Source organism: Flavobacterium pectinovorum, assembly GCF_006438875.1.
GTDB lineage: Bacteria > Bacteroidota > Bacteroidia > Flavobacteriales > Flavobacteriaceae > Flavobacterium > Flavobacterium pectinovorum_A.
Genome location: NZ_RCZH01000019.1, coordinates 79,574 through 105,339 on the forward strand (window position 1 = coordinate 79,574; position 25,766 = coordinate 105,339).

Below are 25,766 nucleotides of genomic sequence, written 5' to 3' on the forward strand. Positions count from 1 at the left end.
TAATCACTGTTTTAACTATGCTATTTTATTTTATTCCAATCTTCGACACCTACTTTTACGGACCATTGCTGATGTAATTCAATCAGGGCTTGGAGCAGTTTTGGTTCTGATTTTGCCAGATTTTTTGTTTCTGTCCGGTCTGTAGCGAGATTGTACAATTCCCAAGGCTGATTGTTTTCGGCTACTGCTTTCCAATCGCCTTTTCGTATTGCTTTGCTGCCTTCATGTTCCCAAAACAAAGCTTCGTGTGCATCAGATTGTTGTCCTTCAAATTCCTTTTTTAAACTAATACCTTCTAAAGGAGTTAGCTTTTTTCCCTGAAAAGAATCCGGATAGTGAAAACCGGCATACTCCAAAAGAGTTGGTAAAACATCAATTACATGACTTACTCTGTTGCTTTGTGTACCTGCTTTAATATGCTTTGGATAATAAGCAATAAATGGAGAAGCAATTCCGCCTTCGTGAGTGTTCTTTTTGAATAATTGAAAAGGCGTGTTGCTCACATTTCCCCACGGACTTTCGTAACTGTCAATCGACGCAACGGAACCTGGAGTCCCATTTTTTTGTGTAACATAATTCCAGTTTTTCACATCATCGGCACTTCCTCCATTATCCGAAAGAAAAAGAACGATCGTATTATCTTTTTCTCCCAAAGCCTTTACTTTCTGCAGGATTTCTCCAATTCCGGCATCCATTCGGTCAATCATGGCAGCATAAATTGCCATTCGGGTATCCCATTTGTCTTTTTCTTCGGCACTTAGTTTTTCCCAATCCGGTACTTTTTCAAAACGATTTGATAAGTCCCAGTTTTTATCAATGATGCCTAGTTCTTTTAATTTCTTAAAACGGCTTGCTCTCAATTTATCCCAGCCATCCAAATATTTGCCTTTGTATTTTACAATATCTTCGGGCAACGCCTGAATGGGCCAATGTGGAGCATTATAAGCAACATATAGAAAAAAGGGCTTTTGCTGATTTCGCTGTTTTTCTAAAGAACTAATGGCGAAATTGGTAATTTCCTGAGTCAGATAAGTCGAAGTATCCGTGCGAATAATTTCTTTATCTCCTTTCAAAAAAGTGATTTTTCTACCATCATTATACAAAGGATCTGAGTTGAAATAACTGCTTCCATTGTTTTGTAAAGTAAAAGAATCATCAAACCCTCGATTAACTGCCCAAGCTGAAGGTACTAAACCAACGTGCCATTTTCCCGAAACTATGGTATTGTATCCTGCCAGTTTGAGTGCTTGCCCAATAGTGATACAATGTTCGTTTAAATATCCCTGATACGCAGGAAATCCCTTGTCCTGAACCATATCACCAACACCTGCCTGATGCGGATATAAACCCGTTAGCAAGGAAGCGCGTGAAGGACAGCAACGTCCGGCATTGTAAAACTGCTTGATAATAAGCCCGTTTTTAGCGAGCTTATTTAAGTTTGGGGTTTTAATTTCTGAGCCAAAAGCACCAATATCTGAGAAACCTAGATCATCCGCCAAAATGACGATGATGTTAGGTTGTCTTTTCTGTGCAGATAGCTGAAATTGTGCAACAACCAATAGGGCAATTATGAGCAGTTTTTTAATCATTTTATTTAGTCGTATGAAAGCTATTTATTAATAGCCCGGGTTTTGTGGCAAACCTACAGGATCGATATTTCTTTCGCTTTGCGGAATTGGATATAGATTATTACGTGCTGAAACCGAGTTTTTAGCAGTTACTTTTTTTACTTCGGTAACCAGAGTTCCCCAGCGTACTAAGTCAAACCAGCGTTGTCCTTCCTGAACAAATTCTTTTTTGCGTTCTTCCTGAATTGCAGCTCTAAATGTTACCTGATTTAATCCCGCTAAATCTATTGTTGGATCTGGCGTATTAATTGGTTTTGCAAAAGCTCTTCTTCTTATCTGATTAATCAATTCGTAAGCTTCCGGAGTTGGTGCGCCTTGTTCGTTAATCGCTTCCGCTAAAGACAATAAAATGTCGGCATAGCGAATAAGCGGGAAATTAATCGCTACGTTTCCTGGTGTTGCTAAATTGGTTAAATCCAAGTATTTTTTGAAAATCGGTTTTGGAAAAGTATAAATGTTTGCAGTTCCCGGAATTGGCAATGTCTTTGCATAGCTTACATCTCTACGAACATCTCCTGCCGCATAAATATCATAAAACTGTGCTACATCAGATATAATATCTGCTGGTTCTGTTGCTGTAAATCCTGTGAATGATGTTGCTTGAAAATTATTTCCGCTTGATCCGTTTCCTGCCTGATTTTGTTCAAATTGAACAGAGAAAATATGTTCTTTTCCATTCTTTTTGGATTTAGTGAAGATATCCTGAAAATTTTCAAAAAGGGCATATCCATAACCTCCATTAATAACTTCTCTGGCTTTTAAGATCGCATTTGGATAATCTTTTCTTGTCAAATATACTTTTGTCAAAATCGCTTTTGCAGCTCCTGATGTTGCACGCCCCGCATCACTTGCAGGATAAGTTGCAGGTAAGTTTTCGGCAGCATTTAAGTCTGAAATGATTTGTGTATAAACAGCATCAACAGTTTCTCTTCTCGATTTCAGGCTTTCTAATTGAATAGAAGTTGGCTCGTGTAAAACGATTGGAACTCCTCCCCAAATACGAACTGCCTGAAAGTATAATAAACCTCTAAGGAATTTGGCTTCATTGATTAATCTGGTTTTAATAACTTCGTTTCCAACTACTTTTGGAATATTGTCTATAGAAACATTTGCTCTGTTAATTCCAGCGTAAATTTGGCGCCAAGCTACCTGAACACGATCGTTTGTTGCATCGTGGGTCAAACTGCTCATTGCTCGTACCTGAGGATTTGTTGCAGAAACTCCTGCTGCAGCATAATCGGATCCCATATCTGTAAGGAAATATAAATTTCTTCCAAATAAACTTTGTTCTCCCGGATCTAAACTCAAAGAGGCATATGCAGCATTTATACTCGCAATAGCGTCATCTTGTGTGTTGAAGAATTTGTCTTCGGTTACAAAAGAGGTAGGCGTTACCTCTAAATCTGCGCACGACGAAAATAAACCGGCGCTTAGTAGTATTGTTATGATAATCTTTTTCATCTGTGTATATTTTTTACTTAGAAAGTTACGTTGACTCCTGAAATGAATGTTTTGGAGTTTGGATAAGAACCAAAATCAATTCCGGGATATAAATTATTTTGTTCATAAGAACTTACCTCCGGATCATAACCGGTGTATTTTGTCCATGTAATTAAGTTTTCGGCAGATACATAAAACTTGATGCTTTTTGTCCCCAGTCTTTGAGAAAGGCTTTTAGGTAATGTATATCCTAAAGTGATCAATTTTAATCTTAAAAAAGAAGCATCTTCTACGTAACGCTCTGAAACAATTCCAAGAGGAGAACTTGTTGCTCGCGGAACATCTGTATTTGTATTTGTTGGTTTCCAACGGTCGTCAAGCGTAACATTAGCATTGGTTCCAAGGGTAGAAATTTCTAATTGTTGATTTAATGCATTAAACACTTTTCCGCCATAAGATCCTTGGAAAGAGAAATTAAGATCAAAATCATGATAAGAAATCGTGTTGCTGAAACTTCCCACGAATTTTGGCTGGGAGGTTCCAAGATTTCCTTTGTCGAGAGCTGTAATTACGCCATCTCCGTTAGTATCAACATATTTTCTGTCACCAACTTTAGTATTGGCAAGGCTGTTTATTTTTGGCTGAGTATTAACTTCTTCCTGAGTTTGGAAAATTCCGTTGGTTCTGTATCCCCAGAAAGTACCTAATGGCAGTCCTACTTTTACAATTACAGGTTGTTGTTGTAATAATGAACCGTTTGGAACTACGGGAAAAAATTGATTAACACCATTTCCTATAGAAACCACTTTGTTTTTGTTGGCAGAGAAAACAAAGTTCGAATTCCAGGAGAAATTCTCTGTTTTTATGTTTTCAGTAATCAAACCAATCTCGATACCTTTATTCTCAACACCTCCAATATTTTGAAGTACTGTCGCATATCCTGAAGTCAACGGAATAGGTACATTTATCAATAAATCGTTTGTTTTTTTGTAATAAACATCAAATACAAAATTGATTTTTCGATCTAATAATGATAAATCCAGACCTATATTGTATTGATTTGTCTTTTCCCATTTCAAATCCGGATTTGCTAATCGGGTAGGAGCCAGACCTGTTTGCAAAGTACCGCCAAAAGCGTAGTTAACAGAACCCATTTGAGCCAGAGAAAGATAATTTCCAATTTCCTGATTTCCTGTCGTTCCCGCTGTAATTCTAAGTTTTGCTTCTGTAACACCTTTAATATGGTTTGCAAACTCTTCATCGGTAATATTCCAGGAGAAACCTGCAGAAGGGAAATAACCCCAAAGTGATTCTGATCCAAATCTGGAAGAACCATCGGCACGTGCTGATACAGTAAAGTTGTATTTTCCTTTATAAGAATAATTGACTCTGGTTAGCCATGATTTTAAGACACTTTCGAATGCGTCACTATAAGGTTTTACAGGAACTCCATCTTGTAAGGCGTTGTAGGTATTTGTGTCATTTACAAAAGATTGTGCGCCTGCATTAACAACTTCACCTTGAGTGTATTGAAGTGTATAACCTCCTAATGCTGAGAATTTATGATTTTCGCCAAAAGTAGTATTGTAATTCAACGTGTTTTCATTCAATACAGAACTTACTAATCGATCACCAACAGATCCTAAACCTTTAGTTCCGGCTCCTGTAGTAGTAGTTGATGGCGCATAATAATTTTGTTTGGTATTGATTACGTCGCCACTAACAGCAACTTTTGCAGTAAGTTTTTTAGTGATTTTGTATTCGCCAAATAAACTGGTCAAAATTCTGTTGATTTTGGTTTCATTTGTTGTACTAACCAAATCATTAATTGGGTTAGGTATAATACCATTAGTCGCCGTAGCGTAAGGGTTATTGGTTAGATTATAACTTCCGTCAGGATTTTTAATAGGAACTACTGGTGGTTGATACAAAGCTACAACCAATGGATTTGGCTGTCTTCCTGCAGCTGCACCGCCATTTGTACCAATACCATTTGCAACTGAATTGCTGTAGTTTGCATTTACGCCAAATTTAAAATTCTGAGAATAGTTTCTTTCATAATTAGCGCGAAGCGAAATTCTTTTGAAATCAGATGCAATTACAATTCCGTCTTGTTGAAAATAACCTGCCGAGATTGCGTAACGGGAGCGCTCGTCTCCACCTGAAAATGATAACTGATGATTTTGAATTGGAGCTGCACTTCTAAAAACGGCATCTTGCCAGTCATAACTTCCTGAAGTTTTAAAAGCTTCTATTTGAGCAGGGGTAAAAGAGGGTGCCTGACCAATACTTGCCTGAACATCATTGCGCAAACTTGCCCATTGACTGGCATTCATTAAATGTAGTTTTTTTGAAACATTCTGGAATCCAATATATCCTTGGTACGAAATGTTATCTTGTCCTTTTATTCCTTTTTTGGTAGTAATAATCACAACTCCATTGGCACCACGAGATCCGTAAATTGCTGTTGCCGATGCATCTTTCAAAACTTCGATAGATTCTATATCTCCGGGATTAATGGTAGACAAGACATTTACAGTTGCTCCGGCATTGGTAACACCTGCAGTACTATTATTATTGTCATTATAAATCAGGATTCCATCTACTACATAAAGAGGTTCATTTCCTGCTGTGATTGAGTTTCCTCCTCTAATACGAACACTTGAAGAAGCTCCGGGACGTCCAGAACTTTGTGTGACTACCACTCCTGGAATCGCACCGCGTAATAGATTATCTGCAGATGAGGTTACTTGAGATAAATTAGCCTTTGGAACTGATGCAACAGAACCGGTAATGTCTTTTCTCTTTTGAGAACCATAACCTACAACTACTAATTCATCCAGTTCCTGACGTTCTTCTTTTAAATTTATAGTAACAGGATTTTTGTCTACAACTATTTCTGCTTTTTTGTATCCTATATAAGATACAATTAAAGTATAAGGTAATTTTTGACCTGTTTGAAAATAAAATTTTCCTTCAGCATCAGTTTGTACTCCATGAGTTGTACCCTTAATAACAACAGATGCTCCAATAATTGGTTGATTTGTAACATCATCAACAACAGTTCCGTCAAGTTTAGATTGAATAAGCGGTGTGGTATTTTGGGCATTAATTCCTGCCGAAAATAACAGGACAAAAAGCAATGAGTATATGTTTAATATTTTTTTCATTTCTTTGTATTGGTTTTAAGTAATTAACAAGGCGCCCTGAAAGTTGAATTTTCAACTCTCTAATGGTGTTCTTGGTTTAGTGATAAATATTCTTTAGGCCTCGCCATTTCTGTTGCCGCAGAAATGGCTTTTTTTATTTACAGCAACAGCTTTGCATCTTTTTCATTTTAGTTTAGTTTTAGTTATTAGTCTTTTTTTAATTTATAGGTATAGTTTCAAGTATCTTTTTAATACAGATGATTGCATTAAACAGACTTTTGTTATTTTCAGTAATAGGGTATTTTGATCTATAAGAGATTCGATTTTTAAATCTGATTTGTAAAAAAGGAAATCAGATGACGAATAAATTGTGGTGGGAATTAGCAACAGAAACACATATAACATAAAGTGTTATAAGTATAGTTTTCAGGAAGAATGTTATACGATATGCTTGCGGTTGTTTTCAAAATTTAGTTTTTTTGGTTTCAAATATTATTTTAAACTCTACTAATCCTATAGACAAAGTTAATTTTAATATAATAAAATCCAAAAATTTCAGAAGTTTTTTTTAATAATGATGAATTCTATCTTCAAAATATGTGATTTTTTAGTATTTAAATAATTGATTTTCAGTTATTTGTGTTGGTTTTAAAAAACAATAAATATGTTAAAATAAAATAATCCAGAAGGCTTAAAATGTAGTATTTTATACTTAATTTTTCTCAATTTAATCCGCTACAGGCTTTTCACAAACAACCAAAAACGTCTAGTAAACACCATTTTGGAATTTAATCGAAGATTTTCGAACCTGAAAAAGATAATTTGAAAATTTATTGAATGTCATTAAGTTAAGCTTTTAAAAAATAAAATTATGGCAGATCAAATCCGTTTTTATCCGCGTTTTTACGAAGTAAATCTGTTTTATCCGCGTCAAAATTAGACGCTGAAATAGCAACAATGACCATTTTGCACAATTAAAGATAGATATGTCTTTTCGACATGATATATATCATTTTTTGTAAGAATTATAGACTTTATTTTTGCTTGTATAGTAATGAGAAAAGAATAACTCATTTTCAATTAAAGTAAACATTAGAGTTTTATGAGTAGCTTATCTCAATCCCACCGAATTTTATTTTTAAATACGTTAGCATTTACAATTTGTTTTGCCTGTTGGACATTAAATGGTGTTTTGGTAACGTATTTGGTTGATAAAGGAATATTCAACTGGACAATTGTTGAAACAGGCTGGTTACTTGGAATTCCTATTCTATCCGGATCAATTTTCAGACTTCCGATAGGTATATTAACTGATAAGTACGGAGGCAAAATTGTTTTTTCTATTTTATTGATGTTGTGTTCAATTCCGCTTTTTCTTCTTCCTTTTGCAGATTCCTTCTGGAGTTTTGCTGTATTAAGTTTTCTATTTGGTTTAGTAGGGACAAGTTTTGCAGTAGGAATCGGTTATACTTCGGCTTGGTATCCTCAAAACTGGCAGGGAAGGGCTTTAGGAATTTTCGGAATGGGAAATGCCGGAGCTGCAATTACCACTTTTATAGCACCTACATTATTAAATAACTTTTCAGAAACTGATCCTCAAAACGGATGGAAAATTCTGCCTGTTATTTATGGGACAGTATTGGTACTTATAGGAATACTGTTTATTGTTTTTGCTAAAAATAAAATCAATTCGGGAGTTTCAAAATCAATGAAAGAGTTAATGTCTCCACTTAAAAATATCAGAGTTTGGAGATTTGGAACTTACTACTTTTTAGTTTTTGGCTTTTTTGTAGCCTATTCACAATGGTTATTGCCCAATTTTATGAACGTTTATCATACTTCGTTAGTAATGGGCGGAATGTTTGCTACAATGTTCAGTTTGCCTTCTGGAATTATCAGAGCATTTGGAGGTTATCTATCGGATAAGTTTGGAGCCAGAAAAGTAATGTATTGGGTTTTAGGTTCATCAATTGTGATAAGCTTTTTATTGATGTTCCCGAAAATGGAAATTTTTACTGTCGGTCCCGGCGTTCTTTCCGCTACAAATGGTATTGTTACCGAAGTTTCTGCAGAAGCGATTACCGTAAATGGTAAAGAACATAAAATCCATAAAAAAGAAATTTCCAACAACGACGATAAAGCAATTTTTCCTGTAAAAAACTCCTGGCAGGAAATCGTCGTAAAACAAAATCAAGAAGTAAAAAAGAAAGAATTATTAGCTCAGGGCGTCACTCAAATTAAGTTTAGTGCCAATCTCTGGGTGTATGTAATTCTGGTAATCCTTATCGGCATTTCGTGGGGAATTGGTAAAGCGGCTGTTTATAAACATATTCCGGAATATTTTCCCAATGAAGTTGGTGTTGTAGGAGGAATGGTTGGTTTAATAGGCGGATTAGGAGGGTTTATAGGTCCCATAATCTTCGGTTACCTTCTTAATTATACCGGACTATGGACCAGTTCATGGATCTTTATTTTCATAGTATCAATTCTCTGTTTGCTTTGGATGCATCGAACAATTATAAACGGAATGAGAAAAAAATCACCGGATTTCACCAGAGATATAGAACACAATCATTAAAAATTAAACAAATACAATATATGAAAACTTGGTTAGACAAATGGGAACCCGAAGATGAAGCATTTTGGAATTCTACCGGAAGTAAGATTGCCTGGAGAACTTTAATAATAACAACATTAACATTAATATTATCTTTTGCCTCCTGGTTTATGATGAGTGTTATTGCCGTAAAATTACCGGGATTAGGTTTTAGTTTTACTAAAGATCAACTTTTTTGGTTAACAGCAATTCCCGGATTAGCTGCCGGATTCTTAAGAATCATACATACTTTTATTCTGCCAATATTTGGAACACGACATATTGTATCTTTTGCGACAGCAATTAAATTGATTCCCGTAATTGGGATTGGTTTTGCTGTGATGGATATAAATACTCCGTTTTGGATATTTGCACTTTTAGCTTTTACGACAGGTTTTGGAGGAGGAGATTTCTCCTCGTATATGCCAAGTACAAGTTTGTTTTTTCCTAAAAGACTTAAAGGTACAGCACTTGGAATTCAGGCAGGAATTGGAAATTTTGGTGTTTCGGTAGCACAATTTGTGACACCGCTTATTATCAGCGTTAGCATTTTTGGCGCAGCATCAGTATTTACAAGTATCGATCCTAAAGAAACACTAATGGTTTTTCAGAATTCGAGTATAGAAAAGCAAAAAGAAGTTTTTGCAGCACTTGATACAGAAGTGCAAACTAAGATATTATCTAATGTAAAGAAACCAATAATAGATTCCGTAAGTGCAGCCGTTCGTTCTTTGGATAATACGATCATTTTTACATCATTGCCCATAAAAGTAAAGGCAAAAGCCATCGCTAATGCAAATCCGAAATTGGCAGAAAAAATATTAAATGATATCAGTCCGAAAAATACAGCAGTTAAAAACACAGAAATATACCTGCAATCGGCAGCATTCTGGTATGTTCCTTTCTTAATCATATTATCAATTATAAGCTGGTTCTATTTAAGAAGTATTCCTATGAAAGCGTCTGTTAGAGAACAAATGGACATCTTCTCTAATAAACATACCTGGTATTGTACGATTACTTACGTTATGACTTTTGGAACATTTGCAGGTTTATCTGCGGCGTTTCCATTAATGATTAAATTTTTATACGGAGATTTTCCTAACGCACCGGATCCTTTAGTATACGCTTTTTATGGTCCACTTATAGGATCAGCGAGCAGGATTGCTTTTGGTTTTGTCGCCGATAGAGTTGGTGGCGCAATACTGACTACAATTACAGGATTAGGAATTTTGGCAGGATCGATTCTTTTAGTTACCGAAGGATTGGTAGCACCAACAAGTATGGATCAATTTCCGCTATTTGTAACCGTGATTTTAGGAATGTTCTTTTTTACAGGAATCGGAAACGCTGGAACGTTCAGACAATACCCAATTATTTTTGCCGAAAATCAACGTCAGGCAGCAGGAGTTATTGGTTGGACGGCGGCAATTGCAGCTTTTGGACCCTTTATATTTTCAAAATTAATTGGAAATAACCTTTCTGCAAATGGTACAGTAAATCAGTTTTTTATAGGAGTTTCTGTTTTTACTCTTTTGGCGACAGCAATAAATTGGTGGTTCTATAATCGCAAAGGTTGTGAAAAACCAAGTTAAGAAGTAATCATTAAATTAAAATTAAGGATGAAAAATAAAACGTTTAATACCAAAGCTTTACTTGTTGCAACTCTGGTTTCGGCATTAACTATAGTATTAGTTTTTTACGGATCCAGACAACTGCAAAATTTTGATGCAGCATTAGTTACCTACTTGTTTGGAACAATATTCGCTTTCTTCGGAATTGTATATCGTTATACAGTTTGGTTGCAGCGTCCGCCAACATGGATGTATTTTAAACGCAGTCTTAAATTTCTTTTTACGGGAAAAATAATCCAACATTTGTGGTTTTTAGGCAAGGAATCTGTTGAAAATATAGTCGTTCAAAAATTCATTTATCCACGAAGTAAATACCGTTGGGCAGCCCATTTTTGTATTGCATTAGGATGTATGTCAGCATTTGCAATTACAATTCCGTTAACCTTCGGGTGGATTCATTTTACATTGGCACAAGATTCCATTTCAATTTACGAAGCACATTTCTTTGGTTTCAAAATGATGGATTTTAAGATTGGGTCATTCTTGGCATTTTTAATCTTTCATGCCCTAAACTGGTCTTCGTGGTTAGTAATATTTGGATCTGTTTATTATTTAAGAAGACGATTAACAAACCCTGGTTTAATTGCAACTCAATCTTTTGAAGGTGATTTATTGCCACTTATTCTGTTGATAGCAATATCAGTTACAGGTTTGTGTCTTACCTATTCTTACCAGTTCATGAAAGGATTTGCATATGATTTCTTAGCAGTAATTCATGCCGTAACCGTAATCATGTTTTTGATATGGATTCCTTTTGGGAAATTCTTCCATATTATTCAGCGTCCGGCGCAGATTGGAGCGCATATTTATAAAAAAGAAGGAATAAAACAAGGAATGGCAGTTTGTCCCCATACAGGCGAAGAATTTGCGACTAAACTTCATATAAACGATTTGAAAATTGTCACCAAACAATTAGGATTTGACTTTACTCATGAAGATGGAACGTCACATTTAGATTTAAGCCCTGAAGGAAAAAGATCACGCTTGGCGCAGGCGCATCTAAAAGCAAGATTAGAGAATGGTGGGAAGTTATTTGGATAAAAAAACACAGTTTTCAGTCACAGTTTACAGTGACAGTTTGTACATGGCGACAATAGTTTACAGATCTATTTTGTAAATAACGATGATAGTTTACACGCTGAGACTGAAAACTGAGACTGAAAACTAAGAACTAAAAATAAAAATATGGCAAAATTACCCGTATCAACTGAAAAAATTATTGAAGATTTTGGTCCTCATTTAAATTATGCACCCAAAGATGGTTATGTAGGTAGAGATGAGCCGGATAGTTTAGTAAAAACGCATTGTTGCTTTTGCGGAATGCAATGTGGAATTCAATTATCAGTAAAAGATAATAAAGTAGTTGGTTTTGAACCTTGGATGGAATTTCCTTTCAATGAAGGACGTTTATGTCCAAAAGGAGTTCAGCGCTATTTGCAAAATAATCATCCCGATCGTCTTTTGCATCCCATAAAAAGAGTAGAAGGAAAAGGATTTGAAAAAACTTCCTGGGATGAAGCAATGGATAAAACAGTATCTGAAATAAAAAGGATTCAGGAAAAATACGGTAAACATGCTTTCTCAATGTTATCCGGAGTATCATTAACCAATGAAAAAAGTTATCTCGTTGGAAAGTTTGCCCGAGTAGCCTTAAAAACCAGAAATCTGGATTATAATGGTAGACTCTGCATGGTAAGTGCGGGAGCAGGAAATAAAAAAGCCTTTGGTTTAGATCGAGCTTCAAACAATTATTCTGATTTAGAATATGCCGAAGTAATCATTGTAGCCGGAGCAAATATCAGTGAAACTTTTCCAACATTAACCCATTGGATTTGGAAAGCCAGAGATCGTGGTGCCAAATTAATTGTCATCGATCCAAGAATGATTCCGTTAGCCAGAACCGCCGATGTGCATCTTGATGTAAAACCCGGAACAGACTCGGCATTATATGGAGCAATGCTTAAGTATCTTGTAGATCACGATATGCTCGACCATGATTTTATAGACAATTATACCTCAGGATTTCAGGAAACAATAGATGCCGTAAAAGAGTATACGCTGGAATGGGCAGAAGAAGTTACAGGAATTGACAAAAATAAAATAAAAGAAGCTGCCGAATTATGGGGAAAAGCTAAAACTAGTTTTCTACTTCATGCACGTGGAATCGAACACCATTCAAAAGGAGTTGATAATGTTTTAGGTTGTATAAATCTAGTGCTCGCAACCGGAAGAATTGGCAGACCATATTGCGGATACGGAACAATAACAGGACAAGGAAACGGACAAGGCGGAAGAGAACATGGACATAAATGTGATCAATTACCCGGAAATCGTGATATTGAGAATCCGGAACATAGAAAATATATTTCGGAGGTTTGGGGAATCGATGAAAAAGATATGCCCGGAAAAGGATTAACGGCTTATGAAATTATAGAAGCGATTCATAGAGACGAAATCAAAGGATTAATTTCTATTTGTTTCAATCCATTAGTTTCATTGCCCAACAATAATTATGTACGATCGGCCCTTGAAAAATTAGAATTTTACGTTTGTATTGATTTCTTTTTGAATGAAACGGCCCGTCATGCTGATATTGTTTTAGCCGGTTCTTTACAGGAAGAAGAAGAAGGAACAACGACATCTGCAGAAGGTCGTGTAATACGTATTCGTCAGGCTGTAACACCTCCGGGAGAAGCAAGAACTGATACTTCTATTTTGTTGGAAATTGCCAAGAGATTGGGCGAAGAAGATAAGTTTACATATGATAATAGTGAAGCTATTTTTAATGAATTGCGTGTTGCTTCAAAAGGTGGAACAGCAGATTATTTTGGAATATCTTATAAAAAAATAGAAGATAATATGGGCGTTTTTTGGCCTTGTCCAACAGACGATCATCCCGGAACACCAAGATTATGGGAAGATAAAAAATTTGCGACACCGGACAAAAAAGCACACTTTAATCCGGCACCTTATAAATTACCGGGCGAAGTTACAGATGATGAATATCCTGTTATTTTAACCACAGGTCGTGTGGTTTCTCAATATTTAAGCGGAACCCAGACACGGAGAATTGGTAAATTGGTAGACCAATTTCCTGAACCACTTTTAGAGATTCATCCGGAACTGGCTTTGAAATATGGAATCAAACAACACGAATTAGTAAGGGTTGCAACGCGACGTGGAGAAGGGATTTTCCCTGCAAATATCGTAGAAACCATTAGAAAAGATACCATTTTTATTCCCTACCATTGGCCTGGAGCCAAATCTGCAAATCAATTAACAACAGGAACTTTAGATCCAATTTCAAAAATTCCGGAATTTAAAGTTTGTGCCTGCTTATTAGATCCGTTAGGAGAAATAGCACCATCATCAAAAGAATCAGAAGCATATGCAAGTGTTTAAGCTATAAAAACGAAATTATGAATTGGACTAATTTTAATAGAAATGAAGAGTTTTTTGTAGATCTGCAACGCTGTATTGGTTGTAAGGCCTGCGAAATGGCTTGTGCTGAATGTGAAACTAACGGACAAGAATCATTGATTAGTGTGAATTATGTCGAGCGTTCTTCAACAATTCAAACCACTGTACAAGTTTGTATGCATTGCGAAGATCCGGTCTGTGCAAACGTATGTCCTGCCGATGCCATTTCGCAAGACGAATTTGGAATTGTTCATACCGCAAATACAGAAAGATGTATTGGCTGCTCGAACTGTGTTATAGCATGTCCGTTTGGAGTTCCTAAAAAAATGGAAGAATATGATTTGATGATGAAATGTACCATGTGTTATGACAGAACAAGCGTTGGTAAAAAACCAATGTGTGCCACTGTTTGTCCAAGTGGAGCTTTGTTTTATGGAACAAGAGCAGAAATGGAAGAAATGAGACCTAATAGTTCCCCAATCAATACCTTCATATTCGGACAAGAAACAGTAAATACCAAAGTAAACATTATGATGCCAAAAGGCAGTAATGAATTAAGAATTTATTAAATCTAAATCCATGTCAAAAGAAGATAACCTAAATGAAAACTGGAAAAAAGATTTCCCAATAAAAAAACAAGAATCTACCCAAGTAAGCCGACGTGACTTTGCTAAATTTCTAACTTTTGTTTCCGGAGGATTAATGGCAGGAAGCGGATTTGTTGCGGTAAAAGCTTTTTTGATACCAAAAGAAGGTGTACAAGGAGAACATTTTATATGCAATATCGAAGATGTGCCAGTAGGAGGAACTCGTGGATTTGTAATTGAAGGTAGTACAATACCTTATATTTTAATACATCTCGAAAGCGGAGATTTTAGAGCTTATGAGCAAAAATGCACCCATTTATCTTGTTCTGTTTTCTATAAACCCGGAACCGGAATCATACATTGTCCTTGTCATGAAGGCTCATTTGATGCCATGACCGGCGATGTAATTGCGGGACCGCCGCCAAGAGCTTTACCGCAATTAGAAGTGTTTTTTAAAGACAATCAAGTCTTTGTAAAAGCATATGCAGAAAATAAAAATAGTTAGATAAATCCTAAAAATGAATCGACATGAGCACTTTTAGAAAAAGTCAAAATCGCGCAAATCCAAATAAGTTAAACAATATACTTTCGACACTTATTTTTATTTTGATATTAAACGTAAGTATTCAAATTTGGCTGTTATATGCTTCCCTGAATAATGCACTTGACCATAACAATGAAATCTTGTTACCGGCATTTATAGCTTCGGCAATTCTGTTTTTTATAGGTTTTTCATGGTTATATTACTTGCCAACCGGAAATTTTCGAAACAAATAATTTGAAGCTTCCATAATTTTAATGACTTGTAAAAGCTATTTGATTGGTTTTTCTGAATTAATTCAAAGAATTAAGCTTAAATTTATAATCTTTTAAAAATTTAGACTACCAATGATTTTAACTAAGTATAAATACTTATATTTGTAATAAGTATTTATCGCGATAAATAAAATAGCAACCATGATTCAAGTTGAAGAAGCATTATCAATTATAGCAGAGAATAGCACCAACATGCCAATTCAGAAAATAGCAGTCAGTAAAGCACTTGGCTACGTTTTGGCAGAAACAGTTTATTCTCCTATCAACATGCCGCCTTTTCGTCAGTCGGCGATGGATGGATATGCTTTTATTCACAGCGAAAGACATCAGTACGATATTGTTGGTATTTCGCAAGCCGGAGATCATTCCAATTTAAAACTGAACCCGAACGAAACAGTCCGCATTTTTACAGGTGCTTTTGTGCCTGATAATGCAGATACAGTAATAATGCAGGAACATGTAATGGCTAATGATAAATCAATTTTGATTACTATTATGCCGGAGCAGTTTGCAAATGTTCGAAGTAAAGGAGAACAAATTCAAAAAGAAGAGGTTGTCTTTGAAGCTAATACTTTAATTACACCGGCAGCAATTGGATTTTTGGCTTGTTTGGGAATTACAGAAATTGAGGTTTATAAAAAGCCAAAAGTTACCATTTTAGTAACGGGAAACGAATTAGTAGAACCCGGAAAAAAATTATCTAAAGGAAAAATTTACGAAAGCAACTCCGTTATGCTGGAAGCAGCGCTCCAAACAATTGGAATAAAGAAGACAAAAGTTTACAAAGTAAAAGATAGCCTGAAAGCGACTAAAAAAGCACTAAAAAGCATTTTAAAAAAAAGCGATATAATATTAGTTTCCGGAGGGATTTCTGTTGGGGATTATGATTTTGTAAAAGAAGCTTTATTAGAAAATGGAGTAGAAGAACTTTTTTATAAAATCAATCAAAAACCCGGAAAACCAATGTTTTTTGGATCTAAAAATGAAACTTTGGTATTTGCGTTACCAGGAAATCCGGCTTCGTCACTTACTAATTTTTACATTTACGTTTATCCTGCAATCAAAAACAGAATGGGTTTCTCAGATACTCATCTTCCAAAATTAGTTCGAAAATTAAACACTTCATTTACCAATACAACCGGAAAAACATTGTTTTTAAAAGCATTGTATGATGAAACAAATGTGACAATTTTAGAAAGCCAGAGTTCAGCAATGCTCAACACATTTGCAATTGCAAACAGTTTGTTAATTGTTCCATATGATACAGAAAACCTTAAAAAAGGTGAGCTTGTAACTTTATTACCAATTGATTAGAGCGAATTTTTATAATTAGAGAATTAGGCAATTAGAAAATTAGATAATTAATTTGAAATACGAAATGCAGTATGTAAAATTAAACATACAGCATAAACTTGAAACCTGAAACAAGATTCTTTGAAACTTGACACAAAAATAAACCTGAAACAAAAGAATAAATGCAGTTACTGAGTTCTGAAAACATCTTATTATTTAGCTTTGCCTTAATCGTTATTGCTTTTTTGTATTCTAGTGTTGGACATGGCGGAGCATCGGGATATTTAGCTTTGATGACCATTTTTGCTTTTCCGATTTCAATAATGAAACCATCGGCTTTGTTGCTTAATTTGTTTGTTTCGAGTATTTCGTTTCTGTTTTATTACAGACAGAATTATTTCAAGCCAAAGCTCTTTTACCCGTTTGCAATTGCATCGGTTCCAGCGGCATTTATTGGTGGATTTGTAACGTTAGATAATGCTATTTATAAAATTATTTTAGGAGCTGTATTAGTTTTTGCAGCATTAAGATTGTTCGGAATATTTAATTTTAAAGAAAAAGAAGCAGTTCAGATAAATTTACCTTCTGCATTAGCGATAGGTTTTATAATTGGATTATTATCCGGAATGCTGGGTATTGGCGGAGGAATTATTCTGAGTCCTATTTTATTATTTTTAGGTTGGGCTACGATAAAAGAATCGGCTGCAATATCAAGTTTGTTCATATTTGTGAATTCATTTGCTGGAATGTTGGGTTTCTTTTTAGGAGGAAAAACAATTCCCACAGAGAGTTTTTATTTGGTTCCGATTGCCGTTATTGGAGGAGTTTTAGGCGGATTTTACGGAAGTGGATATTTCTCTAACAGAACTTTAAAAATGGTTTTAGGCGTAGTGATTTTAATGGCAAGTATAAAATTGATTTTTCCATAGATTAATAATTTAATCTACGATAGATATTTATTGACACGAATTTTTTTACCACAGATTTCACAGATTACAATGATTAATTTTTTTTAATCCTTTAATCTGTGGCAAAAAAACAAGATTAACAAAAACCTGAAACCTGAAACAAAAAACTAATAAAACAGTTTGATATGGAAACACTAACCGTATTTATCCTTTGTGGAGGAAAAAGTTCTCGAATGCAATCAGAGAAAGGATTAGTATTGTTTCAGAAGAAGCCATTTATTGAACATATTATAAAGGCTATTTTGCCTATAACAGATAAAATAAAATTAGTAACCGCAAATAAAGAATACGACTATTTGCCGTATGATAAAATTCCGGATAGAATTACTGACAAAGGTCCTTTGGGGGGAATTTATACCGCATTGACACATTCTGAAACCGAATTTAATTTGATTTTAAGCTGCGATATTCCGTTAATTTCAACCGAATTATTATCAGAATTAATTTCAAAACATAATGAGGAAGCCGAAATTACAGTTTTTGCTTCTGAAAGCAGAATGCATCCTTTGATAGGGATTTATTCGAAGAAATTATTATCCGTTATCAAAAGCGCAATTGATAATGATGATTTAAAAATGATGAATTTAATTGAGAACATTCCGCATCAAATCATCACAATTGAAGAAAGTGAAAACTTTCATCTCACAAACATTAATTCGGTTGACGAATTAAATGACCTGAATATCAATTTAAGTTAAAAGCTATGCGAAATTTAAAAACACCAAAATTAACGATTGTAGGCGCAGGTCCGGGTGATGTTGAATTGATTACCTTAAAAGCAATAAAAGCATTAGAAAATGCCGATGTAGTTTTGTATGATGCCTTAGTCAACGAAGAATTATTGCAATACGCAACAAACGCAGAAATCGTTTTTGTAGGCAAACGTTTGGGTTGCCACGCTTATACGCAGGACCAAATCAATGAATTGATTGTTTCGATGGCAAATCGTTATGGTCATGTAGTACGACTAAAAGGCGGTGATCCTTTTATTTTTGGAAGAGGAAGCGAAGAAATAGAATATGTAGAAAAATATGGTGTAGAAACGGCTATCGTTCCTGGGATTTCTTCGGCTTTAGGAGTTCCTGCTTCGGTTGGGATTAGCTTGACACAACGCCAGATTGCCGAAAGTTTTTGGGTAATTACCGGAACAACTTCTAATCACAAATTGTCGAAAGATATTCACCTAGCATCAAAATCTGCTGCAACAGTTGTCATTTTGATGGGAATGCATAAATTGGATGAAATTATTGCAATATATCAAGAGAACCGAACCGATGATTTGCCTATCGCGATTATTCAAAACGGTACAAAAAATACAGAGCAAAAAGTGGTTGGAACTATAAGTTCAATTGCTAAATTAGTGTCTGAAAATAAAATATCATCTCCGGCAATTATTGTAATTGGAGAAGTGGTGAAAAACACTTCAAGATTGACGTCTTATTTTCAGGAACATTTTGATGACGAATTTATTTTTCAGAATTTAAATTTAAAATAATGATTGAGATTAAATATTTTGGAGCTGTCGCTGAAAAAACGAAATGTGAGTTTGAGAAAGTTTCTTTTTCGGATAAATCATTGCAGGAATTAATGCAGGATCTGGAGATTAAATACCAATTTGAAACCCTTTCTTTTAGTGTTGCGGTCAATCAAAAAATAGTACCCAAAACAATTGATTATAAATTGCAAACAAGTGATGTTGTCGCTTTATTACCTCCTTTTGCGGGAGGATAAATGACTTTTTATGAATGATTCAATACGTTATAACCGACAAATAATACTTCCTGAAATAGGAGAAACGGGTCAGCAAAAATTATCAAAAGCAAAAGTTTTAGTAATTGGCGCAGGCGGTCTTGGTGCTGCCATATTGCCTTATTTAGCTGCCGCGGGAGTTGGAGAAATAGGAATTGTTGACGATGATGTTATTGAACTTTCGAATTTGCATCGTCAGGTAATTTATAAAAGTTCGGCAGTTGGAAAATATAAAGTCGAAGAAGCTAAATTGATGATTTCTGATTTGAATCCGTTAGTGAAAGTCGATGCGATTACAGAGAAATTATCAGGGAAGAATGCCATTTCGTTATTCAAAAAATATGATATTATTGTAGACGCAACAGATAATATCGCCATAAAATATTTGATTAATGATGCTTGTATAATTACAAACAAACCAATGGTTTACGGATCTATTTTTAGATTTCAGGGACAGGTTTCGGTTTTTAATTATCAAAACGGACCTACATACAGATGTTTGTATCCTGATGAAAACACGCAATCTGCCAATTGTGAAGATGCAGGAGTAATTGGAATTTCAGTTGGAATTATAGGAATGCTTCAAGCCAATGAAGTCATCAAAATGATTCTACAAATAGGAGAGGTGTTGAGTGGTAAAATACTGGTGTATAATATTTTGAATAATGAACAACAAAAGTATGACTTTGAAAAGAATACTGATGTTATCATGAATATAGAAGCTTTTCAGAAAAAATATAATAATACTGAAAATCAGATTGAAGAGATTTTAGTAGAAGAAATTTTAAATGAAATTGATAATGATGAGGTCTTGTTTTTAGATGTTAGAAATAAAGAAGAACTCCCAAAAATTAATTTCAAAAATGGAATTCAGATTCCATTGATTAATTTAGAAAATGAAATCAAAAAACTGAACCCAAATCAAACTATTTACGTTTATTGCCAATCCGGAATCAGAAGCAAAATAGCTGTTAAAATGTTAAAAAAGCATCAGTTTAAAAATATAAAAAGTATTGCCGGCGGTGCTTTAGCATTAAAACAATTATTAAAAGAAAAAGTATAGCCACAGATTTCACAGATTAAAATGATTTAAAAAGAAAGTTATACCAAGATTTGTTCGCCACGAATTTTCACAAATTAAAATGTGTTATTAATGAATTATTGTAGTTTTATCTTGTCATTTCGACGAAGGAGAAATCACATAAAGTGGCTCGACAACAGTGCGTTCATCCCGCGTGTGATTTCTCCTTCGTCGAAATGACAAAGCTGGATAAATTAGTGAAAATTCGTGTAATTCGCGGCAAAAGAAAAATCCTTTTAATCTGTGTAATCTGTGGCAAAAAAAACAATAACAATGAGTAAAAATGTATTTGTAGAAGGACCAATTTCTCCTGAATTTATAGCAGAATCTATTGCCAAACACCAATCTAAACATACGATTGGAGCGCATAATATTTTTCTGGGTCAGGTTCGTGCCGATGTAATTCACGACAATACAGTTGTAGCAATTGATTATTCGGCATATACGGATATGGCGAACGAAGCTTTATATGCAATTCGTGAAAAAGCTTTCGCTAAATTCGACTTAATCTGCATGCACATTTATCACAGTTTGGGCGTGGTAAAAGCGGGCGAAATATGTTTGTTCGTATTTGTTTCGGCAACACGACGTAAACAGGTTTATGAAGCTACAGAAGCCATCGTAAACTGGATAAAAACCGATGTGCCAATTTTTGGTAAAGAAATGTTTGAAAACGATACATTCACTTGGAAACAAAACAATAATGGTTGATATTACGCATAAAATAAGCACTTTAAGAGCCGCAACGGCAACAGCAATTGTCAAAGTTAGCAAACAAGAAACAATTGATGCTGTGGTGAATAATTTGGTTCCGAAAGGGAATGTGCTTGAAATGGCAAAAACAGCAGGATTATTTGCGGTGAAAAACACGCATTTATCGATTCCGGATTGTCATCCGATTCCAATTGAATTTACTTCAGTTGAATATAAAATTGAAGGCTTAACAATTCACATTATTTTCAATGTAAAAACCGTTTACAAAACCGGAGTTGAGGTTGAGGCGATGCATGGCGCATCAATTGTAGCTTTGACAATGTACGATATGCTGAAACCAATTGATAAAGAAATTGAGATTTCGACAATAAAATTAGTTAATAAAGAAGGTGGAAAATCGTCTTTCAAAAATAAATTTCCAAACGTTATAAAAGCTGCAGTTTTTGTTTGTTCTGATTCTATTTTTGCGGGTGACAAAGAAGATCGCTCCGGAAAAGTAATCGTTGAAAAACTAGATTCTTATGGCGTTGAAACAACGCATTATGAAATTATTCCGGATGAAATTGATATTATTCAGGAAAAAACGAAGGCTTTCGCCAAAGATAATCAGTTGGTTATTTTTACAGGCGGAACAGGATTATCGCCAAGAGATGTAACACCCGAAGCTTTGTCGCCATTGTTAGAAAGCAGAATTCCGGGAATTGAAGAAGCGATTCGTAATTACGGACAAGAACGCATGCCATACGCCATGTTATCAAGAACAGTTGCAGGAACATTAGGAAAAAGTCTGGTTTTGGCTTTGCCGGGATCAACCAATGGAGCCAGAGAATCCATGGATGCTGTTTTTCCGCATTTACTGCACGTCTTTCATATTTTAAAAGGAAAAAATCATGATACCCTCTAAAACCATTTTAACGGATGATTTTGGACGAAAACACAATTATTTGCGGATTTCGTTGTTGGAGAAATGCAATTTGCGTTGTACGTATTGCATGCCTGCTGACGGAATTACGTTATCTCCAAAAGCCAGTTTAATGACGGCTGATGAGATTTTTGCTTTAGCTCAGACTTTCGTAGAAAATGGAGTTGATAAAATAAGATTAACAGGCGGAGAACCTTTATTGAGAAAAGATTTTCCGGAGATTGTTTCTAAATTATCAACTTTAAAAACATCACTTTCAATTACAACAAACGGTATTTTAATTGACCGTCATATTGATGTTTTAAAACAATCTAATATCAAAAAAATCAATTTGAGTTTAGACACTTTAATTGCTCCTAAATTTCATTCGGTAACACTTAGAAATCAGTTTGAAAAAGTAGTTGACAATCTGCATTTACTTCTTAATAATGATTTTCAGATAAAAGTAAATGTGGTTTTGATGAAAGGTTTTAATGATAATGAAATAATCGATTTTATTAAATTAACGCAGTTTTTGCCCATTTCAGTTCGGTTTATTGAGTTTATGCCTTTTGCGGGAAATGAGTGGGACAGAAGCAAAATGGTGTCGCAAAATGAGATTTTATCACAATTAGAAACTTCGTTTTCATCCGAAGAAATTCAGAAACTGGAAGACGAAAAAAACTTCACAGCCAGAACCTATAAAATAAAAGGTTTTCAGGGCGATTTCGGAATCATAAGTTCAATTACAAATCCATTTTGTGATGGTTGCAACCGAATCCGCCTAACAGCAAACGGAAAAATTAAAAACTGCCTTTTCTCTAATTCCGAAACGGATTTGCTAACACCTTTTAGAAACGGAGAATCAATTACAAATTTGATTTCAGAATCAATCAAAAATAAAAAGAAAGTAAGAGCCGGAATGGTTACAGTTTCTGAAATCGACAATCCGGAACTTCACTTTGGTAATCGCAGTATGATTGCGATTGGAGGATAGTCCTTCGACTTCGCTAATAATGATATTTTTATTTAATGTGTTTAAAATAAAGCTTTTATAAAAATATTGATATCAGAGTAATACGTTATTTATATTGCTTTTTTTGAAAAAAATTAAACTTCGAAAACGGCAATTTTGTGGTTAATTTCTCTATAATTTCTATAGCTCCGACGGAGCGTAATATTTATAGCAATTATATTTTTTTTGGCATTAAAGCTCCAGAGGAGCGATATCTATGCCACCCCGCTGGGGTTCTTTTTCTCTTTATCAAAAATTAAATTTCTATAAATATAACGTCCCTCTGGGACTTACGATATTAACTCAAAATTAAAATTAATTTTAATCTTTTATTTCTTTAATCTGTGACTAAAAAACATTAAAAACACAAATAAACACAATAAACTACAAACTACACGAATAGAAAGTCTTTAAACAAAAAAAAGGTTCAACTCCTTCAAGTCAAACCTTTCTTTCTAAACTATTTTTTCTTTTTAGCTTTTGATTTTTTTTTGCGCTTTAGCTTTCTTTTTAGCTATTTTTTTTGCTTTAGCTTTATCCTTCGCTTTTTTGGCTTTTTCTTTTTTCTTAGCAGCAGCTTTTTGCTTTGCTTTTTTAGCTTTCTCTTTCTTTTTGTCTTTTTTAGCTTTTTCTTTTTTCTTAGCTAATTTCTTTTTCTCTTTGTCCTTGTCTTTGTCTTTCACTTTTTTCTTCTTTTTATCTTTTGATTTATCTTTCGTATTTGCTTCTATTGTTTCCGTTGTACCGTAAGTTTTATTTTCTGAAACGCTTTTCTTTTTTGGCTCTTCGATAATTACTTTTGGAGTTGTTAGCTCTTCCGTTTTCTCAATAACAACTGGAGTAACTTTTCTTGCCGGAGCAGTTCTGGTCGTTCTTTTAACTGGAGTAGTTGTAGCACTTTTTACGGTAGCGGTCGGAGTCTTTTTTACTGCAGCCGTAGGAGCTTTTTTTACAGTGGCAGCAGGAGTTTTTACTGGTGCAGGTTTTTTTACAGTCTGTGCTGCGGGAGTAATGGGTTCTACAGGCGTAGTTACAGGAGTTTGTTCAGGACTGTTTTCTGATGTTGGTTGTGTCATATCTTACAATTTTTTATTAATAAAACATTCGGCAGTTAGTTAATCTCCATGAAGTTAGATTTGGAGGTTAAGAAATTGTTAACTGTCGGTTACGTAAATGTAAGTAATAAAAAACTATTCCAATGTTAAGTTTTTCTTTAAATTAAATGTTTAAAATGCTGATTGTTAGTTTTTTAATTTTTAAACAAAATTCAAAAACGAAAATCTCTTAACAATTATATTTTGAAATGCCTCAAGAATAAAATGCAATTGTTTTAGTTAGGTACAATTTCCAAAATTTTAAAATTACTCTTTGGAGATTCGCACAAAGAACAGCAATAGGTTTCAGGTAAATCAGTAAATAAAACACCTTTAGAAATTCCCTGGCTTTGATCTCCATATTCAGAATTGTAAAGTGTTAAACATTCCTGACATTGGTAAATATCCAATTGAGGTTTTTCTTTTTTCTGAGGATTTTCGGCTGCTTCGGGAATAGAATTTCCGAGTTCATCGAAATATTTCCGACTCAGTTCGATTAAAATAGTAGGTAATTCCAGTTTATCAATGTCTTGCGAATGAACAATATATTCTCTTGTATTTGGGTCGAAATTCTTCGCAAATAAAACATTATAAGTATCTCTGATTTTGATCGATTCAAGATCTTTGGGTAATTCATTTTTTTCAACAACAACTGATGTAAAATAATGTCCATCACGATTGTATTCAGATATTCCGAAGGTTAATCCATAAGTACTAATATCAAACTGATCGAGCGTTCGAACCAGAAAAGTTTTAAGATTCAAAGCCCATTCCATTGCAACCGGCAAATGCCAATTCAGTTCTAATAAAGAATGACGGACATTGATTCCTTTCTTGCCCAGGAATTTCTCCCATTCGAGTTTTCGGTCTTTTGGAATTCCTTTTATAATAAACGATTTCCAGGGCGTAATACATATTTTTCCAATTTTACAATCAAAGCATAAATCGCACATTTGCTTTAGGAAATCCAGATCATACAAATTATTTCTCCAGTACAATCCCAGCCAGTATTGATCAATTCCCATTCTATTCATACCCTCGTAATACGGAAACGGGTAAAACGGAATGTTTAACGGTTTGTCAATCGTTCTGTTATTAGTGTCTAATGCTTCGCTGACTAAACTAAAAAGCACATCGATATCATAAGATTCCTCGTTTGTGATTTCTTCGATTTTATAATAGAATTTTGCAATATCCCAGCTGTAGATCAAAACGGGATAAAGTTCCATGCGCTCCCATTTTGGCAAACGAATGTATAAATACCAATAATCTTCGTGTTCTGAAGCAATAAAATTAAGATGACCTGTAAACAACGGCACAAGTTGCTGCTTTGGATCGTTTATGTTAACTTTTAGTTTTGGCTGTTCTTTAAATTGCTCTAAAACGTATAAAAACTTGTTTCCGGTTAACCAGTTTGTGTTTCTGAAAATATCTGTAGAAACATAAGAAGAAACGATATTATTGCCGCTTTTTTCATTTGGAAGAACAAAATGATGCTTGCCTATTTTTTCTTTGTCTAAAGATTTTAAACCTTTCGGGAAAATAATATCCTGTCTTGAACCAAAGGAAATCGAATCTAAACCTTGGTCCATAGCTATATTAACTACTTCTCGTAATTCCCCAGGCGAAATCACGCCTCCTTTTACTATTAATCTCGTTAACTCCATTTTTTCTATTTTTA

21 protein-coding genes are annotated in these 25,766 nt (G+C 34.5%); 16 read left to right on the forward strand and 5 right to left on the reverse strand.

Annotation, left to right across the window (positions count from 1 at the left end; genetic code table 11):
• Nucleotides 1–20 precede the first annotated feature (20 nt).
• Genes EAH81_RS22570 through EAH81_RS22580 form a run of 3 tightly spaced genes read right to left on the reverse strand, consistent with a single transcriptional unit; the run spans nt 21 to nt 6,238 of the window.
• A complete protein-coding gene (locus EAH81_RS22570; protein WP_140511264.1) occupies nt 21–1,589 on the reverse strand; it encodes an arylsulfatase in 1,569 nt (522 codons plus the stop codon).
• A gap of 27 nt (nt 1,590–1,616) precedes the next feature.
• Nucleotides 1,617–3,089: a RagB/SusD family nutrient uptake outer membrane protein gene (locus EAH81_RS22575; RefSeq protein ID WP_140511265.1), complete on the reverse strand. Its 1,473-nt coding sequence runs from the start codon at nt 3,087–3,089 to the stop codon at nt 1,617–1,619.
• Nucleotides 3,090–3,106: 17 nt separating this feature from the next.
• Nucleotides 3,107–6,238, reverse strand: a complete 3,132-nt coding sequence (locus tag EAH81_RS22580; protein WP_140511266.1) for a SusC/RagA family TonB-linked outer membrane protein — start codon at nt 6,236–6,238, stop codon at nt 3,107–3,109.
• Nucleotides 6,239–7,319: 1,081 nt separating this feature from the next.
• Here EAH81_RS22580 and EAH81_RS22585 point away from each other — a divergent pair.
• The 16 genes from EAH81_RS22585 to moaA all read left to right on the forward strand — a co-directional run bounded on the left by EAH81_RS22585 (nt 7,320) and on the right by moaA (nt 22,973).
• Nucleotides 7,320–8,795, forward strand: a complete 1,476-nt coding sequence (locus tag EAH81_RS22585; RefSeq protein WP_140511267.1) for an MFS transporter — start codon at nt 7,320–7,322, stop codon at nt 8,793–8,795.
• Between the two features lie 20 nt (nt 8,796–8,815).
• Nucleotides 8,816–10,408: a magnesium transporter MgtE N-terminal domain-containing protein gene (locus EAH81_RS22590; protein ID WP_140511268.1), complete on the forward strand. Its 1,593-nt coding sequence runs from the start codon at nt 8,816–8,818 to the stop codon at nt 10,406–10,408.
• A gap of 27 nt (nt 10,409–10,435) precedes the next feature.
• On the forward strand, nt 10,436–11,488 hold the full coding sequence (locus tag EAH81_RS22595) for an MFS transporter (protein WP_140511269.1): 1,053 nt from the start codon (nt 10,436–10,438) through the stop codon (nt 11,486–11,488).
• A 144-nt stretch (nt 11,489–11,632) separates the two neighbouring features.
• Nucleotides 11,633–13,849, forward strand: coding sequence for a molybdopterin oxidoreductase family protein (locus EAH81_RS22600; protein WP_140511270.1), 2,217 nt, complete (start codon nt 11,633–11,635; stop codon nt 13,847–13,849).
• Between the two features lie 17 nt (nt 13,850–13,866).
• A complete protein-coding gene (locus EAH81_RS22605; RefSeq protein WP_140511271.1) occupies nt 13,867–14,436 on the forward strand; it encodes a 4Fe-4S dicluster domain-containing protein in 570 nt (189 codons plus the stop codon).
• A 10-nt stretch (nt 14,437–14,446) separates the two neighbouring features.
• The gene (locus EAH81_RS22610) at nt 14,447–14,959 is read left to right on the forward strand and encodes a ubiquinol-cytochrome c reductase iron-sulfur subunit (protein WP_140511272.1); all 513 of its coding nucleotides are present in this window, start codon (nt 14,447–14,449) and stop codon (nt 14,957–14,959) included.
• Nucleotides 14,960–14,982: 23 nt separating this feature from the next.
• Complete coding sequence (locus EAH81_RS22615) at nt 14,983–15,231, forward strand: DUF6755 family protein (protein ID WP_140511273.1); 249 nt, start codon at nt 14,983–14,985, stop codon at nt 15,229–15,231.
• A gap of 180 nt (nt 15,232–15,411) precedes the next feature.
• Complete coding sequence (gene glp / locus EAH81_RS22620) at nt 15,412–16,584, forward strand: gephyrin-like molybdotransferase Glp (protein ID WP_140511274.1); 1,173 nt, start codon at nt 15,412–15,414, stop codon at nt 16,582–16,584.
• Nucleotides 16,585–16,745: 161 nt separating this feature from the next.
• A complete protein-coding gene (locus EAH81_RS22625) occupies nt 16,746–17,492 on the forward strand; it encodes a sulfite exporter TauE/SafE family protein (RefSeq protein ID WP_140511275.1) in 747 nt (248 codons plus the stop codon).
• A 164-nt stretch (nt 17,493–17,656) separates the two neighbouring features.
• The gene (locus EAH81_RS22630; RefSeq protein WP_140511276.1) at nt 17,657–18,229 is read left to right on the forward strand and encodes a molybdenum cofactor guanylyltransferase; all 573 of its coding nucleotides are present in this window, start codon (nt 17,657–17,659) and stop codon (nt 18,227–18,229) included.
• Between the two features lie 5 nt (nt 18,230–18,234).
• On the forward strand, nt 18,235–19,026 hold the full coding sequence (gene cobA, locus EAH81_RS22635; protein ID WP_140511277.1) for a uroporphyrinogen-III C-methyltransferase: 792 nt from the start codon (nt 18,235–18,237) through the stop codon (nt 19,024–19,026).
• On the forward strand, nt 19,026–19,262 hold the full coding sequence (locus EAH81_RS22640) for a MoaD/ThiS family protein (protein WP_140511278.1): 237 nt from the start codon (nt 19,026–19,028) through the stop codon (nt 19,260–19,262). Before cobA ends, EAH81_RS22640 begins: the two co-directional genes overlap by 1 nt.
• Nucleotides 19,263–19,272: 10 nt before the next feature.
• Nucleotides 19,273–20,343: a HesA/MoeB/ThiF family protein gene (gene moeB / locus EAH81_RS22645; protein ID WP_140511279.1), complete on the forward strand. Its 1,071-nt coding sequence runs from the start codon at nt 19,273–19,275 to the stop codon at nt 20,341–20,343.
• 291 nt (nt 20,344–20,634) lie between these two features.
• Nucleotides 20,635–21,072, forward strand: coding sequence for a molybdenum cofactor biosynthesis protein MoaE (locus EAH81_RS22650; RefSeq protein WP_140511280.1), 438 nt, complete (start codon nt 20,635–20,637; stop codon nt 21,070–21,072).
• Entirely contained in the window at nt 21,065–21,979 is a 915-nt protein-coding gene (gene moaCB / locus EAH81_RS22655) for a bifunctional molybdenum cofactor biosynthesis protein MoaC/MoaB (RefSeq protein ID WP_140511314.1), read from the forward strand. The genes EAH81_RS22650 and moaCB overlap by 8 nt, the downstream gene beginning before the upstream one ends.
• Complete coding sequence (moaA, locus tag EAH81_RS22660) at nt 21,966–22,973, forward strand: GTP 3',8-cyclase MoaA (protein WP_140511281.1); 1,008 nt, start codon at nt 21,966–21,968, stop codon at nt 22,971–22,973. Before moaCB ends, moaA begins: the two co-directional genes overlap by 14 nt.
• A gap of 491 nt (nt 22,974–23,464) precedes the next feature.
• On the opposite strand, the gene EAH81_RS22665 is transcribed toward moaA, so the two are convergent.
• Both EAH81_RS22665 and EAH81_RS22670 read right to left on the reverse strand, forming a co-directional pair.
• On the reverse strand, nt 23,465–24,067 hold the full coding sequence (locus EAH81_RS22665; protein ID WP_140511282.1) for a hypothetical protein: 603 nt from the start codon (nt 24,065–24,067) through the stop codon (nt 23,465–23,467).
• Between the two features lie 254 nt (nt 24,068–24,321).
• On the reverse strand, nt 24,322–25,752 hold the full coding sequence (locus EAH81_RS22670; RefSeq protein WP_140511283.1) for a rubredoxin: 1,431 nt from the start codon (nt 25,750–25,752) through the stop codon (nt 24,322–24,324).
• Nucleotides 25,753–25,766 lie beyond the last annotated feature (14 nt).

Coding starts and splice junctions, on each gene's coding strand:
- EAH81_RS22580 (WP_140511266.1), bottom strand. CDS start 6,238: ATGAAAAAAATATTAAACATATACTCATTGCTTTTTGTCCTGTTATTT.
- EAH81_RS22670 (WP_140511283.1), bottom strand. CDS start 25,752: ATGGAGTTAACGAGATTAATAGTAAAAGGAGGCGTGATTTCGCCTGGG.
- EAH81_RS22605 (WP_140511271.1), top strand. CDS start 13,867: ATGAATTGGACTAATTTTAATAGAAATGAAGAGTTTTTTGTAGATCTG.
- EAH81_RS22595 (WP_140511269.1), top strand. CDS start 10,436: ATGAAAAATAAAACGTTTAATACCAAAGCTTTACTTGTTGCAACTCTG.
- EAH81_RS22610 (WP_140511272.1), top strand. CDS start 14,447: ATGTCAAAAGAAGATAACCTAAATGAAAACTGGAAAAAAGATTTCCCA.
- moeB (WP_140511279.1), top strand. CDS start 19,273: ATGAATGATTCAATACGTTATAACCGACAAATAATACTTCCTGAAATA.
- EAH81_RS22615 (WP_140511273.1), top strand. CDS start 14,983: ATGAGCACTTTTAGAAAAAGTCAAAATCGCGCAAATCCAAATAAGTTA.
- cobA (WP_140511277.1), top strand. CDS start 18,235: ATGCGAAATTTAAAAACACCAAAATTAACGATTGTAGGCGCAGGTCCG.
- EAH81_RS22650 (WP_140511280.1), top strand. CDS start 20,635: ATGAGTAAAAATGTATTTGTAGAAGGACCAATTTCTCCTGAATTTATA.
- EAH81_RS22600 (WP_140511270.1), top strand. CDS start 11,633: ATGGCAAAATTACCCGTATCAACTGAAAAAATTATTGAAGATTTTGGT.
- EAH81_RS22575 (WP_140511265.1), bottom strand. CDS start 3,089: ATGAAAAAGATTATCATAACAATACTACTAAGCGCCGGTTTATTTTCG.
- EAH81_RS22630 (WP_140511276.1), top strand. CDS start 17,657: ATGGAAACACTAACCGTATTTATCCTTTGTGGAGGAAAAAGTTCTCGA.
- moaCB (WP_140511314.1), top strand. CDS start 21,065: ATGGTTGATATTACGCATAAAATAAGCACTTTAAGAGCCGCAACGGCA.
- EAH81_RS22625 (WP_140511275.1), top strand. CDS start 16,746: ATGCAGTTACTGAGTTCTGAAAACATCTTATTATTTAGCTTTGCCTTA.
- EAH81_RS22585 (WP_140511267.1), top strand. CDS start 7,320: ATGAGTAGCTTATCTCAATCCCACCGAATTTTATTTTTAAATACGTTA.
- EAH81_RS22640 (WP_140511278.1), top strand. CDS start 19,026: ATGATTGAGATTAAATATTTTGGAGCTGTCGCTGAAAAAACGAAATGT.
- glp (WP_140511274.1), top strand. CDS start 15,412: ATGATTCAAGTTGAAGAAGCATTATCAATTATAGCAGAGAATAGCACC.
- EAH81_RS22665 (WP_140511282.1), bottom strand. CDS start 24,067: ATGACACAACCAACATCAGAAAACAGTCCTGAACAAACTCCTGTAACT.
- moaA (WP_140511281.1), top strand. CDS start 21,966: ATGATACCCTCTAAAACCATTTTAACGGATGATTTTGGACGAAAACAC.
- EAH81_RS22570 (WP_140511264.1), bottom strand. CDS start 1,589: ATGATTAAAAAACTGCTCATAATTGCCCTATTGGTTGTTGCACAATTT.
- EAH81_RS22590 (WP_140511268.1), top strand. CDS start 8,816: ATGAAAACTTGGTTAGACAAATGGGAACCCGAAGATGAAGCATTTTGG.